The organism is Streptomyces olivochromogenes, assembly GCF_001514115.1.
In the GTDB taxonomy this organism is placed as follows: domain Bacteria; phylum Actinomycetota; class Actinomycetes; order Streptomycetales; family Streptomycetaceae; genus Streptomyces; species Streptomyces olivochromogenes.
The window spans coordinates 383,856-400,054 of the sequence record NZ_KQ948456.1 but is presented as its reverse complement, the minus strand read 5'-3'; the positions used below and the strand labels follow the sequence as shown (position 1 = coordinate 400,054).

Annotated in this window: 13 protein-coding genes; 7 read left to right on the top strand and 6 right to left on the bottom strand. The window is 70.7% G+C overall.

All coding sequences use genetic code 11. The annotated features are described in order from the left end of the window. Positions 1-26: 26 nt before the first annotated feature. The gene (locus AQJ27_RS19470; protein ID WP_067370246.1) at positions 27-3,329 is read right to left on the bottom strand and encodes a S8 family serine peptidase; all 3,303 of its coding nucleotides are present in this window, start codon (positions 3,327-3,329) and stop codon (positions 27-29) included. Positions 3,330-3,592: 263 nt separating this feature from the next. Then, on the bottom strand, positions 3,593-4,129 hold the full coding sequence (locus tag AQJ27_RS19465; protein WP_067370244.1) for a CGNR zinc finger domain-containing protein: 537 nt from the start codon (positions 4,127-4,129) through the stop codon (positions 3,593-3,595). A 126-nt stretch (positions 4,130-4,255) separates the two neighbouring features. Between AQJ27_RS19465 and AQJ27_RS19460 the strand changes: the two genes are divergently transcribed. From AQJ27_RS19460 to AQJ27_RS19440, 5 genes are all read left to right on the top strand, one after another. Further along, positions 4,256-4,708 (top strand): VOC family protein, encoded by a 453-nt coding sequence (locus AQJ27_RS19460; RefSeq protein WP_067370241.1) that lies wholly within the window; start codon positions 4,256-4,258, stop codon positions 4,706-4,708. A 24-nt stretch (positions 4,709-4,732) separates the two neighbouring features. After that, the gene (locus tag AQJ27_RS19455; protein WP_067370239.1) at positions 4,733-5,614 is read left to right on the top strand and encodes a pyridoxamine 5'-phosphate oxidase family protein; all 882 of its coding nucleotides are present in this window, start codon (positions 4,733-4,735) and stop codon (positions 5,612-5,614) included. A gap of 36 nt (positions 5,615-5,650) precedes the next feature. Further along, entirely contained in the window at positions 5,651-6,115 is a 465-nt protein-coding gene (locus AQJ27_RS19450; protein WP_067370236.1) for an NUDIX hydrolase, read from the top strand. Between the two features lie 272 nt (positions 6,116-6,387). Continuing rightward, the gene (locus AQJ27_RS19445; RefSeq protein WP_067370233.1) at positions 6,388-8,178 is read left to right on the top strand and encodes a TIGR03767 family metallophosphoesterase; all 1,791 of its coding nucleotides are present in this window, start codon (positions 6,388-6,390) and stop codon (positions 8,176-8,178) included. A 114-nt stretch (positions 8,179-8,292) separates the two neighbouring features. Then, positions 8,293-9,432, top strand: a complete 1,140-nt coding sequence (locus tag AQJ27_RS19440) for a serine hydrolase domain-containing protein (protein ID WP_201264274.1) — start codon at positions 8,293-8,295, stop codon at positions 9,430-9,432. A 125-nt stretch (positions 9,433-9,557) separates the two neighbouring features. Here the strand turns inward: AQJ27_RS19440 and AQJ27_RS19435 are convergent, their stop codons facing one another. Further along, entirely contained in the window at positions 9,558-10,622 is a 1,065-nt protein-coding gene (locus AQJ27_RS19435) for a hypothetical protein (RefSeq protein ID WP_067370231.1), read from the bottom strand. Positions 10,623-10,834: 212 nt separating this feature from the next. Further along, on the bottom strand, positions 10,835-13,414 hold the full coding sequence (pepN, locus tag AQJ27_RS19430) for an aminopeptidase N (protein ID WP_067370228.1): 2,580 nt from the start codon (positions 13,412-13,414) through the stop codon (positions 10,835-10,837). Between the two features lie 205 nt (positions 13,415-13,619). Between pepN and AQJ27_RS19425 the strand changes: the two genes are divergently transcribed. Continuing rightward, entirely contained in the window at positions 13,620-14,276 is a 657-nt protein-coding gene (locus AQJ27_RS19425; protein WP_067370225.1) for a mycothiol-dependent nitroreductase Rv2466c family protein, read from the top strand. 13 nt (positions 14,277-14,289) lie between these two features. Here AQJ27_RS19425 and AQJ27_RS19420 read toward each other — a convergent pair whose 3' ends face one another. Beyond that, on the bottom strand, positions 14,290-14,526 hold the full coding sequence (locus tag AQJ27_RS19420) for a hypothetical protein (RefSeq protein WP_143601643.1): 237 nt from the start codon (positions 14,524-14,526) through the stop codon (positions 14,290-14,292). Between the two features lie 157 nt (positions 14,527-14,683). Between AQJ27_RS19420 and AQJ27_RS19415 the strand changes: the two genes are divergently transcribed. Further along, positions 14,684-15,340 (top strand): histidine phosphatase family protein, encoded by a 657-nt coding sequence (locus AQJ27_RS19415; RefSeq protein ID WP_067370220.1) that lies wholly within the window; start codon positions 14,684-14,686, stop codon positions 15,338-15,340. Positions 15,341-15,459: 119 nt separating this feature from the next. On the opposite strand, the gene AQJ27_RS19410 is transcribed toward AQJ27_RS19415, so the two are convergent. After that, positions 15,460-16,101, bottom strand: a complete 642-nt coding sequence (locus tag AQJ27_RS19410) for a superoxide dismutase (RefSeq protein WP_067370218.1) — start codon at positions 16,099-16,101, stop codon at positions 15,460-15,462. Between the last annotated feature and the right edge of the window lie 98 nt (positions 16,102-16,199).

Below are 16,199 nucleotides of genomic sequence, written 5' to 3'. Positions count from 1 at the left end.
CCCGCCCCTCGTAGGTCAGCCGGTTGTTACGGCGTGACCTTCTCGATCTTCACGCTGCCGAGGCCGGCGGCCGTGCCGCGGGCGTTCACCAGCTGGACCTGGCCGAAGAACTCGCGTCCCTCGGGGGCCGGCGCGGCCGCGGTGACCTCGCCGGACACCGTCGCCGTACCGCCCGTGGCGAGCTTCACCGGCGTCGACTCGTCGACCTTGACCGAGCCGAGCGCGGAGGAGAAGAACACGTCACGGTAGTCGTACGCGGTCGAGCCCGACGGGACCGAGTAGCCCACGACCTCGATGGTGTACGTACCGGCGGCGGGGTTGGGGATGGAGACCGCCTCCTCCGAGTCGCCGTCCGCGGACTGCGCGACCTGCTTGCCGGCGGAGTCGTACACCGTCAGGTCCAGGTCGGCGGCCGTGTCCGAGACGTTGCCGATGGCGACGTCGAGCGACGCGGCGCCGGCCGGCACCTCGACCGTGCTGGTCTGGGTGGCACCGCCCGCGATGGTCGGCCGGGCCGTCTTCGAGGAGCCGAGCGGGCCGCCCTTCAGGGTGCCGTCCAGCGCCGCGAAACCGTTCGTCACCTTCCAGGAGGCGGTGACCGGCGTGCCGACCTTGGCCTCGGGGATCGTCACCACGGCCGGGTCGAAGGCCGCGCCGAGCACGGTGGCCTCCAGCTTGTACGGGTTGTCGAGCAGCGGCGAGGTGCGGCGCGCCTCGACCTCGACCTCCCAGACACCGGGCTGCGGGTCCGCGTACGAACGCACGTCGGGCTTGCAGCCGTTGGTGTTCGGGTAGTTGCTGTAGCAGTACGGCGTGCCGGTGTCCTCGACCGGGACACCGTAGGGGTGGATGGAGATGAACCGGGTCTGGCTCAGGTCCTTCAGCCCGCCGATCGCGACCTCCAGCGCCTTCGCGCCCTCGGGCACGGTCAGGAAGTACGACTTCGTGCTGTTGCGCTGCACCGAACTCGACGCGGAGTAGCTGTACTTGAGCGGCGTGGAGACCACGACCGTCGTCAGGATCTGCTTGTCGAGGCCCTCGGTGCGCGGGTCGTCGACCTCGAGGATCGCGCTCTTGATGCCGGCCGAGGAGGCCTTCGCGGCGACCTTGACGGTGACCGGCTTGTTCAGTTCGAGCTTGACCTCGTCGGAGCCGACGATCCGGAAGGTGCCACCGGCGTTGTTCTCGAAGTGCAGCTCGTGGCGGATCGCCTTGTCCGGGCCGGACGTACGCGTGATGGTGATGTCGTACGACTTCTTCACGCCGACCTTGAGGCCGCCCTCGCGGTCGTAGAGGCCGGTGCCGAAGCCCGGGGTCTTCAGGGCGTAGTCGATCGCGGTGTCGACGGGGGCCTTGACGGTGTAGTCGTGGGCGGTCGCGTCGTCCTTGATCGACTTCCACGCGTCCACGATGTTGATGAGGCCCGCGCCCTCCTCGTACGCCTGCACACCCTTGATGTGGTCGGCGGTCGAGGTGAGGGCCGTGCGCAGCTTGGCGGGCGTCAGGGCGATGCCCTTCTGCTTGGCGGCGCTCAGCAGCAGCGCGGACGCGCCGGCGGCCTGCGGGGAGGCCATCGAGGTGCCCTGGAGCATCGAGTAGCCGGCCGGCAGGGAGTAGCCGGCCTGGGCGACCGGGGAGCCCGGCAGCCAGGTCTGCGTGGTGTTGATCGCGGCGCCGGGCGCGGTCAGCGTCGGCGTGAAGCCGCCGTCCTCACGCGGACCGCGCGAGGAGAACGGCATCATCGCGTACTTCTTCTCCACGACGGAGCCGTAGTTGGCGGCCCAGGTGTCCTTGGAGATGGACGCGCCGACCGAGATGACCTTGTCGGCCAGGCCGGGGTCGCCGATGGTGTTGGCGCCGGGGCCGGAGTTACCCGCGGAGATCACCAGCTGGACACCGTAGGTGTCGATGAGACGCGTGTAGAGCTCGGAGCGCGCGTTGTTGCCGTCGTTCAGCGCGGGCAGGCCGCCGATGGACATGTTCACGATGTCGACGCCGTGGTTGACGACGAGGTCGATCATGCCCTCGGTGAGCGCGACGTTGGTGCAACTCGGGCCGAACACGCAGGCGCGCGACGAGACGATCTTCGCGCCGGGGGCGGCGCCGTTCATCTTGCCGCCGAACAGGCCGTTCGCGGAGGTGATGCCGGCGACGTGCGTGCCGTGCTCGCTCGCGATCAGACCGATGTTGACGAAGTCGGCCTTCTTGCCGACCCAGTCGCCCCCGTAGGGGTCCATCGGCACGTCCTTGCGGATCTGCACGACGAACGGCTGGCTCTCGACGACGTCGGTGGCCGGGTTGTCGGTCCCGAAGTGACCGATCTGGTAGCCGTCCTTGTACGGCTTCATCGCGGTGTCGTCGCTGAAGTCGTGGTTGTTGTTCACGTCGACGGTGACGGTGCCGGCCGCCGGGTCGTACAGGACGCCCCACGCGTCGGTGGTGTCGCCGTCACGGTTCACGTCGCCCGCGGCGTCGCCGCCCGCGGTCGCGGACTCCCGGAACGTGCTGATCTCGTACGAGCCCGCCGGGGACGTCCAGCTCTGGCCGCCGTAGGTGAAGGTGGGCCCGGAGACCGCGCTGACCATGGGCCGCCAGCTCAGGTCGTTGTCGAGGATCGGGTCGGTCGAGGTGACCCAGTCGACGATCTTGCGCTCGCCGGTGGTGGTCTTCTGCAGCGCCGGGTGGCTCAGGTCCACGCCGGAGTCGAGGATGCCGATGGTGACACCACGGCCGTCCGCCTTCGGGTTCTTCTTCACGAAGTCGACGGCGCCCGTCTCGAAGGACGGGTTGTACGGGTTCTCGGCGGGGGTGTTCTTGTCGGGCGCGGCGTAGGTCTTCGTGGCCTTCGAAGAGGCGCCCTTGGCCGTGTCGGCGCTCGGCGTCGGGTCGTCGAGCGCGATGTCCTGGCGCAGGTCGATGCCGTGCACCGAGGTCAGCTTGGAGGCGGCGGCGATGGCCGCGTCGGCCTTGGCGGTCGGGACCGTGGCCCGGACGTAACCGACCTTGTCGTACGTCTGGCCGACGGACCCGCCCTTGACCGCGTCCATCTCCTTGGCGACCTGTTCGGTCTGCCCGGGAGCGGTGGCGATCATCATCGTGACGTTCTTGGCGCCGTCGGCCTTGGCGTCGGCGAGGAGGTCCGCGTCGTCCGAACCGAGCTTGGCGCTCGCGGACTTGGTGCCCGGATCGGGTGTGGCGGCTGCGTGGTCCGCGGAGAAGGCCATGGGTATCGGCCCGGCCGCGGAGAGTGCGGCCACCAGGCCTGCGGCCACGGCGATGCGGGCCACGCGTCTCGCGCCCGATATCGGTGCGCGCTGAGGGTCGGTCATCAGCATCCCTTGTAGGTAAAGGAACGAGCGTGGAGTGACCGGTCCCGACGTTCCGCGGGACGCGATCACATCAGTCCGGTATGTGGACCCGGATGACCGCTCAGCTTTACCTAAGGGGCAGTTGTTTGGGGAGAGTTGACCGGGGCGGGATGGAGCCATGGCGTACTTCCGCCATACGTCACGACGGCCAAAGCCCAATATGACAGGACATCGACAAGCATCGTCGACCAGTCCATGGCCGCCCGTCGGCCGCTCCCGGCCGTTCAGGCCTCCCGCGAGCGCGCGTAGTGGCGGGACGCCTTCGCGCGGTTACCGCAGGCCGCCATCGAGCACCAGCGGCGGGTGCCGTTCCGTGAGGTGTCGAAGAAATGCAGGATGCAGGTGTCGTGGGCGCAGCGGCGGATGCGGTCGGGAGCGGTGGTGAGCAGTCCGAGGTAGTCGCGGGCGGCGAGCCAGGCGGGCCCCCAGGACGGGTCGCCGAACTCCGCTTCCTCGCCGGGTCCCTGGCCGGTCAGCGTCAGGCGGACCCGGCCGTGCGCGAGGACGGCGTCGATCCGGGCGGCGGCTTCCTCCAGGGTGCCGTCGACGGCCGAGCGCAGGGCGTCGCGGGCTTCCCGTACATGCAGCAGCACGGCGTCGTCGGCAGGGAAGTCCAGTCCGTTCGCCGCCAGCCACACCGCCAGGCCCTCGGTGTCCGTGAGCAGGTCCTGCGTCACTCCCTCGCGGTTCCAGCGGGTGTTGAGCAGGTCGAGCGAGACCGGCTCCCCGGTGAGCGGGCGGGGATCGGCGGTGGTGGACATGAGGGGCTCCCTTCAGTGCTAACCGCTCAAGAGTAAGTCACTGGTTGACGCTCCCCACTCTAACCCTTAATCTCGATAACAGGGGTTAGCCCTTCTGTGGGGCGGCCGACGACAGACGGGACCGTCATGACCTTGCGCACCGGCCACATCGGCCTGAACGTCACCGACCTCGACCGCTCGCTCGCCTTCTACCGCGACGTCCTCGGCTTCGGAGTGATCGGCGAGGGCAAGGAGGAGGAGCGGCGGTACGCGTTCCTCGGCTCCCTCGCCGGAGACGGCCGCCCGGTGCTCACCCTCTGGCAGCAGGCGCAGGGCTCGTACGACAAGACCCGCGCCGGCCTGCACCACCTCGCCCTCGAAGTGGACTCGGCCGACCGGGTCAGGGAGTACGAGACGGCCCTGCGCGACTACGGCGTCGAGTTCGCGTACGAGGGCGTGGTCGCCCACCGTGAGGGCTCGGCGTCCGGCGGCATCTTCTTCCACGACCCCGACGGCACCCGCCTCGAGATCTACGCGCCGAGCGGGGCACAGGGCGCCCCGGTGCCGTCCGCCACCGCCCCCACCTGCGGTTTCTTCTAGGGGCTGTGGAGAGCGGAGCGCGTCATGACGTACCACCGCGGCTCGCGGGCCGTACAGGAACGGGTGGGTGTGCGCGAGGTCGCCGACCATGTGGGGCGGTCCGTCGGACAGGGCATCCGCCCCGTGGCCGCCGCCTTCCTCGAACTCCAGCCGATGCTGGTGCTGGGCGCGGCCGACCCGGTGGGCGGAGCGGTGTGGGCCTCGCTGCTCACCGGCGAGCCCGGGTTCGTACGGGCGACGGGTGTCCGGCAGATCTCGGTCACGGGCGGCGGTCTGCGCGGGAGCGACCCACTGGCGCGGGCGCTCGCCACCCCGGGCACCTCCGTCGGCACGATCGCGCTCGACCCGCGCACCCGCCGCCGCATGCGCCTCAACGGCCGGGCCCGCCCGACCCCCCGCGGCTTCGCCGTCGAGGCCGACCAGGTCTTCTCCAACTGCCCGAAGTACCTGCAGAAGAGGGAGTCGTACGAGAAGGCCGAGCGTCCGCCCGGCACCCCCCGCCGGTCCGCCGAACTCTCGCCAGGGCAGCGGCGGTTCGTCGAGTCCGCCGACACCTTCTTCCTGGCCACCGTCCACGCGCACGGCGCCGACGCCAGCCACCGGGGCGGCAACCCCGGTTTCGTCCACGTCACCTCACCGCACGAGCTGCGTTGGCGCGACTACCCCGGCAACTCCATGTTCCTGACCCTCGGCAACCTGGAGACGGACCCGCGAGCGGGGCTGCTCTTCCTGGACTGGGCGGCGGGGACGGTGCTGCAACTGACGGGCACGGCACGCACGGAATACGCGGCCGACGGGGAGCGCATGGTCGGCTTCACCGCCACCGAGGTCGTTGAGACACCTGCCGCCAGCCCGATCCGCTGGTCGCCGCCGGAGTACTCACCGGCCAACCCGTCCCTGCCGTAGGCGACTTGCCGAGCCCCCGTGTCGTAACGTCTGGGCATGCCGAAGCAGTTGCGGGTGGCGGCCTACGCCGTATGCGTGCGGGACGGGCGGATGCTGCTGGCCCGCTGGGTCGCGGGTGACGGAAGCAGGCGGTGGACCCTGCCCGGCGGCGGCATGGACCACGGCGAGGACCCCTACGACACGGTCATCCGCGAGGCCGAGGAGGAGACGGGCTACGCCGTCGAGCCCCTCGCGCTGCTCGGCGTCGACTCCGTACTGCGTTCGCACCCGCGCCGACTCGGCTCGCCCAACGACTTCCACGCCCTGCGGATCGTCTACGAGGCCCGCGTGACCGGCGGCGAACTGCGCCACGAGACGAACGGCTCCACCGACATGGCGGCCTGGCACCCGCTCGACGAGGTACCCGCCCTCGACCGGGTCGCGCTGGTCGACGTCGGACTGCGGCTGTGGCGGGAACGGCCGCCCCTCGGCCGCGTCGGCTCCGAAGAGGCGGGGGAGTAGACGCCGGGGAGCAGCCGCGGGGGAGCGGTGGCGGGGAACTGGTCCCCTACCCCGGAAAATGAACACGGAGTGACCGCGTCCCGGCCGTTCGGAGAGGGGTCGTGGACGCGCAGGGTGTTCCAAGATCCACGTACGGTGATCGGCGTCGGCCGTTGCCGCCTCGTTAACGTCCAGGTCACCCCCGGTGCCAACGATCCAGTATGAGCGGGGAGTTACCGCAACGAGCCCCCCGCGACCACTGCCGACGCGTTCGCACTCGGGGAGATCGCGCCATGTCGCGCATACGCTCTGTCGCCACTTCCGCCGCCATGAACCGCCGTACCCTGCTCGCCGCCACCGGGGCGGTGACCCTCTCCGCGGGCATCGGCTACGCCCTGCGGCCCGACTCCGAGGCGCACGCCGCCACCACCGGCACCGGTGAGTCCGCCGTCGCCGTGTCACTCCCCCACTCTCGGCTTCGCTCGAGCGGGGGGACCCCCATGGCGCCCGCCGCCCCCCTCGCTCCCTACGAGCGCGGCACCACCCTGGAGAGCGTGGCCGCGCCGCGCTCCGGCTCGGGCGACTACCGGCGGCTCGGGGACGGCCCCGCCTGGAAGCGGGTCGTTCGCGGCGACCTGGCCGCGGCCAAGTCGGGCCGGGCCGACCGGCGCACCGCGCTCGCCGCGTTCGTGCAGTTCACCGACCTGCACCTGATCGACGTCCAGCACCCGCTGCGGCTCGAGTACCTGCGCACCGGCGCCGCGAACGCCTGGCGTCCGCACGAGTCGCTGACCGTGGCCGGCGCCGTCTCGCTCGTCGAGCGGGTCAACGCGCTGCGGGGCGCCCCCGTCACCGGCTCCCCGCTGCACTTCGTCATGACCACCGGGGACAACACGGACAACAACTCCAAGACGGAGCTGGACTGGTTCCTGAAGGTCATGAGCGGCGGCCGGATCAGCCCCAACAGCGGCGACCCGCGCCACTACGAGGGCGTCCAGAACAGCGGCCTCAAGCTGTACTGGCAGCCGGACGCGGCCCTGCGCGACGCCGACAAGCAGCGCGGCTTCCCGCACCTGCACGGCTTCCTCGCGGCCGCCATCCGTGAGCTGCGCAGCCCCGGCCTCGGCCTGCCCTGGTACTCCACGGTCGGCAACCACGACGCGCTGCCGCTGGGCTGCTACCGGCACGGGGACTCCTTCCTCGCCGAGTTCGCCGTCGGCGGCAAGAAGCTGATGACGCTGCCCGCCTCGGCGAGCGTCGCCCTGCGCGCCGCCATCAAGAACGACAAGGACCCCAAGGGCCTCCAGCTCAGGGACCTCCTCAAGACGCACGCGCGGCAGCTGCGCTCGGTCACCCCCGACGAGTCGCGCGCCCCCTTCACGCCCGCCGAGTACCTCAAGGCGCACCTCGACCCCGCGCACACCGGCCCCGGCCCGATCGGCCACGGCTACTCACAGGCCAACCTCACCGCGGGCACCCAGTACTACGCCTTCCGCATCTCCGACGACATCATCGGCATCAGCATCGACACCACCGACCCGGGCGGCCACTACATGGGCTCCATCGGGACGACCCAGCTGCGCTGGCTGGACAAGACGCTGAGCGACAACAAGGACTCGTACGCCATCGTCTTCAGCCACCACACCAGCAAGTCGATGACCAACCGCCGCACCGACCCCGCGCACCCGACCGACAAGCGCCACGGCGGCGAGGACGTGGTCGCCACGCTCGCCAAGCACCGCAACGTGCTGGCCTGGGTGAACGGCCACACCCACAAGAACGAGATCATCGCGCACTCCGCGCCGAACCACGGCTCCTTCTGGGAGATCAACACCGCCTCCCACGTCGACTTCCCGCACCTCGCCCGCATCATCGAGGTCGTCGACAACAAGGACGGCACGCTCTCCCTCTTCACCACCCTCATCGAGTCCGCGGCCCCGCACCGCACGGACTTCTCCGACCTCAGCCAGACCGGCCTCGCGGCCCTCTACCGCGAGCTCGCCTTCAACGCCCCGGGCCGCAGCACCGAACTGGCCGGCGCCTCGCGGGACCGCAACACGGAGCTCGTACTGAAGAAGGCCTGAGGAAGCCCGAAGAACGGCCGAAACCCACTCAACTGGCGTACAGGCGGGCAACCTTCACATCGGTCCGCCGAGTCCCTCCCCCCGACCAGGGTTCACCGGTGAAGGGGGAACGACATGTCAGTGCGTACGGGACTGGTGGCGGCGACGGCGGTGGCGCTCGCGGCCGCACTGGCGGGGCCCGCGGTGGCGGCTCCCGCCGGGGCCGGCCACCACGGCGCGACCCGCGCCGCCATGGACGCCGCGGTGAAGGACGGCGTGCCGGGCGTGACGGCGACGGCGCGGGACACCGGCGGCACGTGGTCGGCCACGGCGGGCGTGGGCGACGTGCGGACGCTCGCGCCGCGCGGCACGGCCGACCACTACCGCGTGGGCAGCATCACGAAGACGTTCGTGTCGACGGTGCTGTTGCAACTGGAGGCGGAGCGCCGGCTGTCGCTGGACGACAAGGTGGAGAAGTGGCTCCCGGGCGTGGTCCGGGGCCATGGCCACGACGGACGCCGGATCACCGTCCGTCAGCTCCTCAACCACACCAGCGGCATCTTCAACTACACGGCGGACGACGACTTCGCCCGCACGTACTTCCTGAAGGACGGCTTTCTCGAACACCGCTACGACACGAAGACCCCCGAGCAGCTCGTGGCCATCGCGATGACCCACGAACCGCTCTTCGCGCCGGGCACGTCCTGGAGCTACTCCAACACCAACTACGTGCTGGCCGGCATGGTGATCGAGAAGGTCACCGGCCACTCCTACGCCGCGGAGATCCGCCGCCGCGTCATCGAACCGCTCGGCCTGCGCGCCACCTCCGTCCCCGGCACCAGGACGACGCTCCCACGGCCCAGCGGCCACGCGTACTCGAAACTGTCCCGGGCGACGACGGGCCCGACGTACGACGTGACGCGGCTCAACCCCTCCCTGGCCTCCTCCGCCGGGGAGATGATCTCCGACTCCGCCGACCTGAACCGCTTCTACTCGGCCCTGCTGGGCGGCCGGCTCCTTCCGCCGAAGCAGCTGAAGGAGATGAAGACCACGGTGAAGGCCGACGAGATCCCGGGCGCCCGCTACGGCCTGGGTCTCATCGACCGCAAGCTCGGCTGCGGGGTTCATGTGTGGGGCCACGACGGCGGCATCCACGGCTCGACGTCCTCCGCCGTGACGACGGCGGACGGCCGCCACTCCCTGGCCTTCAACTTCAACGGGGACTGGTCGGGGGACAGCGATGCGGTGATCGAGGGGGAGTTCTGCGGCAAGTAGGCCCCTGAACGGCCTCCTTGACACAGGTCCGGGCCCGAGGCTCCCCGCGGGCGCACGCACGAGGAGGGGCCGCCGGATCACCGGCGGCCCCTCCTCTCCCCTCCTGGTACCGCCCCGGTCCGTCACTACCGGGGCAGGACCACGACATACGCCGCCGGATCCCGGTCGTTCGCCGCCATCAGCGCGGTGCGGACCACCGCCGCCTGCTGCTCCATCGCGGTGCGCAGCTTGCGCGGGGTGACGTGGACGACCGTGATGCCCAGCCGCTCAAGGTGCTCGCGCTTGCGGGCGTACTCCGACCAGAGGGCGTCGTCTTCCTGCCGATGTCCGGGCCGGGGCGCCCGGGTGTCCAGCTCCAGGGCCACCGCCTGCTCGGGCCAGTACGCGTCGAGGCCGCCCAGGTGGGGCCCGCCCGGCAGGCGCAGGTCGACGTTCCAGACCGGATCGGGCAGGCCGTACTCCCGCACCATCCGGTAGAGCCGGTCCTCCGCGATCGCCCGGCCCTCCGCCAGCAGCGAGTCCACCGCGTCCACCACGTGCGGCCGGCTCAGCAGCCGTGCCTGCGTCAACTCACGCACCACCGCGGCCGGTTCGCAGTGCCCGGCGCGCACCGCCTCCGTCAGCAGCCGCCGTACCGCGCCCGCGTCCGACAACTCCGCCACCGCGTCGGCGAGGGCGCGCGGCACCGGGGCGACCGGGACACCCGTGAGGTACGAGGGGGCGGGCAGCGAAGGTGTACGGACGATGTGGGCGCAGCCGTGCGAGCGCAGCCGGCGCAGCCGGTGGACCAGGACGTCGATCTTGTCGAGCGAGGTCAGCGGGGGCGCCGAGGTGAACCCGTGCAGGGTCAGCGCCGCCAGGCCCGTGATCAGCGCGTCCGTGTACGGGCGCGGGGCGTGCGGCTCCTCGGCGCCCGGCTGGACGGGGATGCCCGGCGCCGACTCACTTACGGGGGTGCGGCCCGCGAACAGCAGGACGGCGTGCAGGCGTTCCTCGGAGGTGGGCGGCCCCGGGTGGAGGAGGAAGACGCCGGGGAGGATCTGCTGCCAGGGGCCGCCCGGCCGGCACTGCTCGGCGGTGTCGGCGGCCGTGACGCCGTGGGTGCGCAGCTGGGCGGCGGTCAGGACCCGCCGCTGCGTGTGGGACAGGTGACGGAGGGGGCGGGGGGACAGTGGGGTGTTGTGGTTCATGACCGGGGGTTTCCCGCGCCCGATCCGTCCCCTAACCGCTGTTACACGCCCGTCGACAAATCCGGACAAGCTCGTCCTAAAGTACGGGCGTTCGACTGCCGAAAGGCGCTGGTCCGGATCGGGGTTACGGGGCCCGGTGCGCGGGTTCGGTAACGGGGCTCCGGGCGGCCGCACGGGCGGCCCGGAGCCCCGTCACTTCCCGACCGGTCCCGCTACGAGCCCGCCGCCGTGTCGCACGCCTGCCCCCGCAGGGTGCGCGCCAGGTCGTCCCGTGCCTCCAGGACCAGACGGCGCAGGGCCGGTGCCGCGTCCTCGTGGGCGGTGAGCCAGGTGTCCGTCGCGTCCAGGGTCTCCTGGGAGTCCCGCAGGGACGGGAACAGGCCCTTGACCACGTCCATGCCGATCTGGATGGACCGCTCGGCCCAGACGCGCTCGATGGCCGCGAAGTACTTCGCGGCGTAGGGAGCCAGCAGCTCCCGCTGGGAGGGCTGCGCGACGCCCGCGATGGTCGCCTCGACCAGCGCGTTGGACAGCGCGTCCGACTCGACGACCTGCGCCCAGGCCTGGGCCTTGACCGCCGCCGAGGGGCGGGCGGCGAGGCAGCGGACCTGGTGGCGCTTGCCGGAGGCCGTGTCGTCGCGGGCCAGTTCGGCCGCGAGCAGGGAATCGTCGGCGACGCCGTGCGCGGCCAGCGGCTCCAGGAACGCCCAGCGCAGCTCCTGGTCGACGTCCAGGCCGTCGACCTTGGCGGTGCCCTCGAGGAGGTGCAGCAGCAGGTGCAGATCGGCCTGATCGGAGGCGACCGTCGCGAAGAAACGGGCCCAGGTCAGCTGGTGCTGGCTGCCGGGCTCGGCGAGCCGCAGCTCCTTCAGGGCGCCTTGGGCGAGCAGCCGGCCGCCCTCCGCACGCCAGTCGGGGGCCGCGTAGTGGACGAGCGCCGAGTGTGCCCAGGCGTGCAGCATCTGCAGGACGCCGATGTCGGACTCGCGGCCCGCGAAGCGCAGCACCAGGCCCACGAAGTCCCGGGCCGGCATCAGCGCGTCCCGGGTGAGGTTCCACAGCGCCGACCAGCACAGCGCGCGGGCGAGCGGGTCGGTGATGTCGCCGAGCTTCTCGCGCAGCGTGGCCAGCGAGTTCTCGTCGAAGCGGATCTTGCAGTACGTGAGGTCGTCGTCGTTGACGAGGACCAGCTCGGGGGCGTCCGCGCCGGCCAGCTCCTCGACCACCGTACGGGGGCCGACGACGTCGACCTCGGCGCGCGCGTACCGCACCAAAGAGCCGTTGACGTCCTCACGCCGGTACAGGCCCACCGCGACACGGTGCGGGCGCAGTTCGGGGTGCGACTCGGGGGCCTCCTGGAGCACGGCCAGCTCCGTGATGCGCCCCTCGGCGCTCAGGATCACCTGCGGGGTCAGGGAGTTCACCCCGGCCGTCTGGAGCCATGCCCGCGACCAGGCGGCCAGATCGCGCCCGCTGGTCTCCTCCAGCGCCGACAGCAGATCGCCGAGGCGCGTGTTGCCGTACGCGTTCCGCTTGAAGTAGCGGCGCGCGCCCTCCAGGAACGCGTCCTGGCCGACGTACGCGACGAGCTGCTTGAGCACGCTCGCCCCCTTCGCGTACGTGATCCCGTCGAAGTTGAGCTTGGCGTCCTGGAGGTCACGGATGTCGGCCGTGATGGGGTGGGTGGAGGGCAGCTGGTCGGCGCGGTACGCCCAGGCCTTGCGGCGGTTGGCGAAGGTGATCCAGCCGTTCTCGAAGCGGGTCGCCCCGACCAGCGCGAACGCGCCCATGAAGTCGGCGAAGGACTCCTTGAGCCACAGGTCGTCCCACCACTCCATGGTGACGAGGTCGCCGAACCACATGTGCGCCATCTCGTGCAGGATGACGTTGGCCCGGCCCTCGTACGACGCCTGCGTCACCTTGCCGCGGAAGATGAACTCCTCGCGGAAGGTGACGAGCCCCGGGTTCTCCATCGCGCCGAGGTTGTACTCGGGCACGAACGCCTGGTCGTACTTCCCGAAGGGGTAGGGGAAGTCGAAGTGGTCGTGGAAGAAGTCGAGCCCCTGCTTGGTCACCAGGAACACGTCGTCGGAGTCGAAGTGGGGCGCAAGCCCCTTGCGGCACATCGCGCCGAGCGGGATCTCCAGCGTCGTACCGTCGTCGAAGGTGCGCGTGTAGCTGTCCGTGACGTAGTGGTACGGGCCCGCCACGAACGCGGTGATGTACGTGGAGATCGGCTTGGTCTCGGCGAACCTCCACACACCGTCGGCGAGTTCACCGACGCCGTTGCTCCAGACCGTCCACCCCTGCGGGGCCCGCACCTCGAAACGGAAGGGGGCCTTGAGGTCCGGCTGCTCGAAGTTCGCGAAGACGCGCCGGGAGTCGGCGGGCTCGTACTGGGTGTAGAGGTAGACCTCGCCGTCCTCGGGGTCGACGAAGCGGTGCATGCCCTCGCCGGTGCGGGAGTAGGCGCACTGCGCGTCGACGACCAGCTCGTTGTCGGCCCGGAGGTCCTCAAGGCGGATGCGGGAGCCGTCGAAGACCTCGCCGGGGTCCAGGTCCTTGCCGTTGAGCGACACGGCGGTGACGCTCGGTGCGAGCAGATCGGCGAAGCTCGCGGCGCCGGGCTCCGCGCAGCGGAAGCGGATCGTGGTCACCGAGCGGAACGTGCGCGGCTCGGCCTCGATGTCGCCCAGGGCGGAGCGCAGGTCGAGGGAGACCTCGTACCCGTCCACGGACAGCAGCGCTGCCCGCTCCTGGGCCTCGTCGCGGGTCAGATTCTCACCGGGCACGGGCGGCACTCCTTCGGGGCGTCACGGAATGGACATGGGTACTGCGGAACGGATGTCCGGCATCCGACGGCGGACACGGCTGGACAGGAGCGATCCTGCCATGTGCCCCTGACGCGGGACACCCGGGAACGAGGTGGTGTCACCCGGGAATGAGGCGAGCGGCCTCCGGTGTTGCTGCGGGAAACACCGCTTTCCGAGGAGAACCATGCCCGAGACCGTCTCCACCAAGACCCCCGTAGATTTCTGGTTCGACCCGCTGTGCCCCTGGGCCTGGATGACCTCGCGCTGGGTGCTGGAAGTGGAGAAGGTCCGGGACATCGAGGTCCGCTGGCACATCATGAGCCTCGCGGTCCTTAACGAGGACAAGCTGGACCAGCTGCCCGAGGAGTACCGGGACATGCTCGCCACCAAGGCCTGGAAGCCGATCCGGGTGGTCACCGCCGCCTGGCAGAAGCACGGCGAGGACGTCCTCGGCCCGCTCTACACCGCGCTCGGCACCCGTATCCACAACCAGGGCGAGGGCGCGACGATCGAGGCGATCGCGGGCGCGCTCGAGGACGTCGGCCTCCCGGCCTCCCTGCTCGACTACGCCGACCAGGAGGACTTCGAGTTCGACGCCGAGCTGCGCGCCTCCCACAAGGAGGGCATCGACAAGGTCGGCCAGGAGGTCGGCACCCCGGTGATCGCGCTCCCCGGCGACGACGGCGAGCAGATCGCCTTCTTCGGCCCGGTCGTCACGCCCACCCCGCAGGGCGAGGCCGCGGCCAGGCTGTGGGACGGCACGCTGCTGGTCGCCTCGACCCCCGGCTTCTACGAGATCAAGCGGACCCGCACGAAGGGCCCGGACTTCAGCAACCTGTAGGGGTCACCAGGAGTCATTCCGGGTCGGGCATCTTCTGGGGCGGGTCGAACGGCTTGACCCTCAACGCCGTGCGGATGTTGCGGCAGTCGAAGTCGGTTCGCCCGCAGATCCAGTAGTCGTCCACATACGCGTTCGGCTTCTGGAGGTTCGCCAGCTTGCGGATGATGTCCCGCTCACGGTCGTCCCGGGGCTGGCGGTGCGGCTGGTAGGACCCACACGTGTAGCAGGGGTACGTCATTTCCCTCGGCATCCCGCAACGATGCCCCGGAAGCCCGCATACCGTAAGGCCCCGTGAGGCTCCTCTTCGCTCCTCACGGGGCCTTCGTGATACTGCCGAACAGACCCGGACGGAGGGCTTCCGCCGGAGCGCACACGCGAGCGTGCCCCGACCGGAATACTGGCGGGTCATGAGTACGACGAGCATGACCCACAGCGCCGTGAGTCCCTCAGCCTCAGTGAGTACGACCCTGCTGCTCGCCCGGCACGGCCGGACCGTCTGGCATGCCGAGAACCGCTACGCCGGAGTGAGCGACGTCCCCCTCGCCGACGAGGGCCGTGCCCAGGCCGAGGCGCTCGGCCGCTGGGTCGCCGCGCACCCCGTGGACGCCGTCTGGACGTCGACCCTCTCGCGCGCCGTCGCCACGGCCGAGCCCGCCTGCCGCGCCCTCGGTCTCACCGCGTACCGCGAACCCGCCCTGCGCGAATGCGACTTCGGGGTGGTGGAGGGCCATACCCTCGCCGAGTTCGAGGCCGAGAACCCGGCGAGGGCGAAGGCGTTCCGGGTCGACCCGGTGTCGTACCCCTTCCCGGAGGCGGAGGACCCGCGCACCGCCGCGGCCCGAGGGGCGGCCGTCCTGCGCCGGATCGCGGCCGCGCACCACGGCGAACGCGTCCTGGTCGTCGCCCACAACACGCTGCTCCGGCTGGTGCTCTGCTCACTGCTGTCCATCCCCCTGGGCGAGTACCGCAGGGTCCTGCCGCGGCTGCGCAACGCCGCGGTCACCGAACTCCGTATGACGGACGGGGCCGCCGCGCTGCTGTCGCTCAACGTGCCCTGCGCGTGACGCGGGCCGTGCACACGGGAGGGCCCCCGCGAGTCACGTCCTCGCGGGGGCCCTCCTTTTCTCCGCCTGCCACGTGAAAGGTGAGAAGACGATCACGAGCAGGACGTTTCATATCCGCCTCAGGGGGTCGGCAGCAACACGTTCGCGCGGGACCTGGCCGCCTCGTGACGCCGGGCCACGTCCTGCCAGTCGACGACCTGCCACATCGCGTCGATGAAGTCGACCTTCTGGTTGCGGTACTGGAGGTAGAAGGCGTGCTCCCAGGCGTCGAACACCAGGATCGGCACCGAGCCCTGCCCCACGTTGCCCTGGTGGTCGTAGATCTGCTCGACGACGAGGCGACCGCTGAGCGGCTCGTAGGCGAGGACGCCCCAGCCGGAGCCCTGGGTGGTCGCGGCGGCCTTCGTCAGCTGCGCCTTGAACCCGGCGAAGGAGCCGAACGACTCGGTGATCGCGTCCGCGAGCTCGCCCACACCGTCCACGGCGAGGGGCTCGCCGCCGCCGTTCCCGGTCATGTTCGTCCAGTAGATGCTGTGCAGGATGTGGCCGGAGAGATGGAAGGCCAGGTTCTTCTCCAGGCCGTTGACCGCTCCCCACGACTCCTTGTCACGCGCCTCGGCGAGCTGCTCCAGCGTGTCGTTGGCCCCCTTCACGTACGCCGCGTGGTGCTTGTCGTGGTGCAGCTCGATGATCTCGGGGCTGATCACGGGTGCGAGCGCGGCGTAGTCGTAGGGCAGCTCAGGGAGTGTGTAGACGGGCATGGCAGGGTCCCCTCCGGCCTCGTAAGACCTTATTGCACATAGGTTGCAAGTGCACGCTAGCAACAAAAAGACCCTCGCGCGTGTCGCACGAGGGTCTT

Coding starts and splice junctions, on each gene's coding strand:
- AQJ27_RS19470 (WP_067370246.1), bottom strand. CDS start 3,329: ATGACCGACCCTCAGCGCGCACCGATATCGGGCGCGAGACGCGTGGCC.
- AQJ27_RS19455 (WP_067370239.1), top strand. CDS start 4,733: ATGACGTACCACCGCGGCTCGCGGGCCGTACAGGAACGGGTGGGTGTG.
- AQJ27_RS19460 (WP_067370241.1), top strand. CDS start 4,256: ATGACCTTGCGCACCGGCCACATCGGCCTGAACGTCACCGACCTCGAC.
- AQJ27_RS19415 (WP_067370220.1), top strand. CDS start 14,684: ATGAGTACGACGAGCATGACCCACAGCGCCGTGAGTCCCTCAGCCTCA.
- AQJ27_RS19445 (WP_067370233.1), top strand. CDS start 6,388: ATGTCGCGCATACGCTCTGTCGCCACTTCCGCCGCCATGAACCGCCGT.
- AQJ27_RS19465 (WP_067370244.1), bottom strand. CDS start 4,129: ATGTCCACCACCGCCGATCCCCGCCCGCTCACCGGGGAGCCGGTCTCG.
- AQJ27_RS19440 (WP_201264274.1), top strand. CDS start 8,293: ATGTCAGTGCGTACGGGACTGGTGGCGGCGACGGCGGTGGCGCTCGCG.
- AQJ27_RS19435 (WP_067370231.1), bottom strand. CDS start 10,622: ATGAACCACAACACCCCACTGTCCCCCCGCCCCCTCCGTCACCTGTCC.
- AQJ27_RS19420 (WP_143601643.1), bottom strand. CDS start 14,526: ATGCCGAGGGAAATGACGTACCCCTGCTACACGTGTGGGTCCTACCAG.
- AQJ27_RS19450 (WP_067370236.1), top strand. CDS start 5,651: ATGCCGAAGCAGTTGCGGGTGGCGGCCTACGCCGTATGCGTGCGGGAC.
- AQJ27_RS19425 (WP_067370225.1), top strand. CDS start 13,620: ATGCCCGAGACCGTCTCCACCAAGACCCCCGTAGATTTCTGGTTCGAC.
- AQJ27_RS19410 (WP_067370218.1), bottom strand. CDS start 16,101: ATGCCCGTCTACACACTCCCTGAGCTGCCCTACGACTACGCCGCGCTC.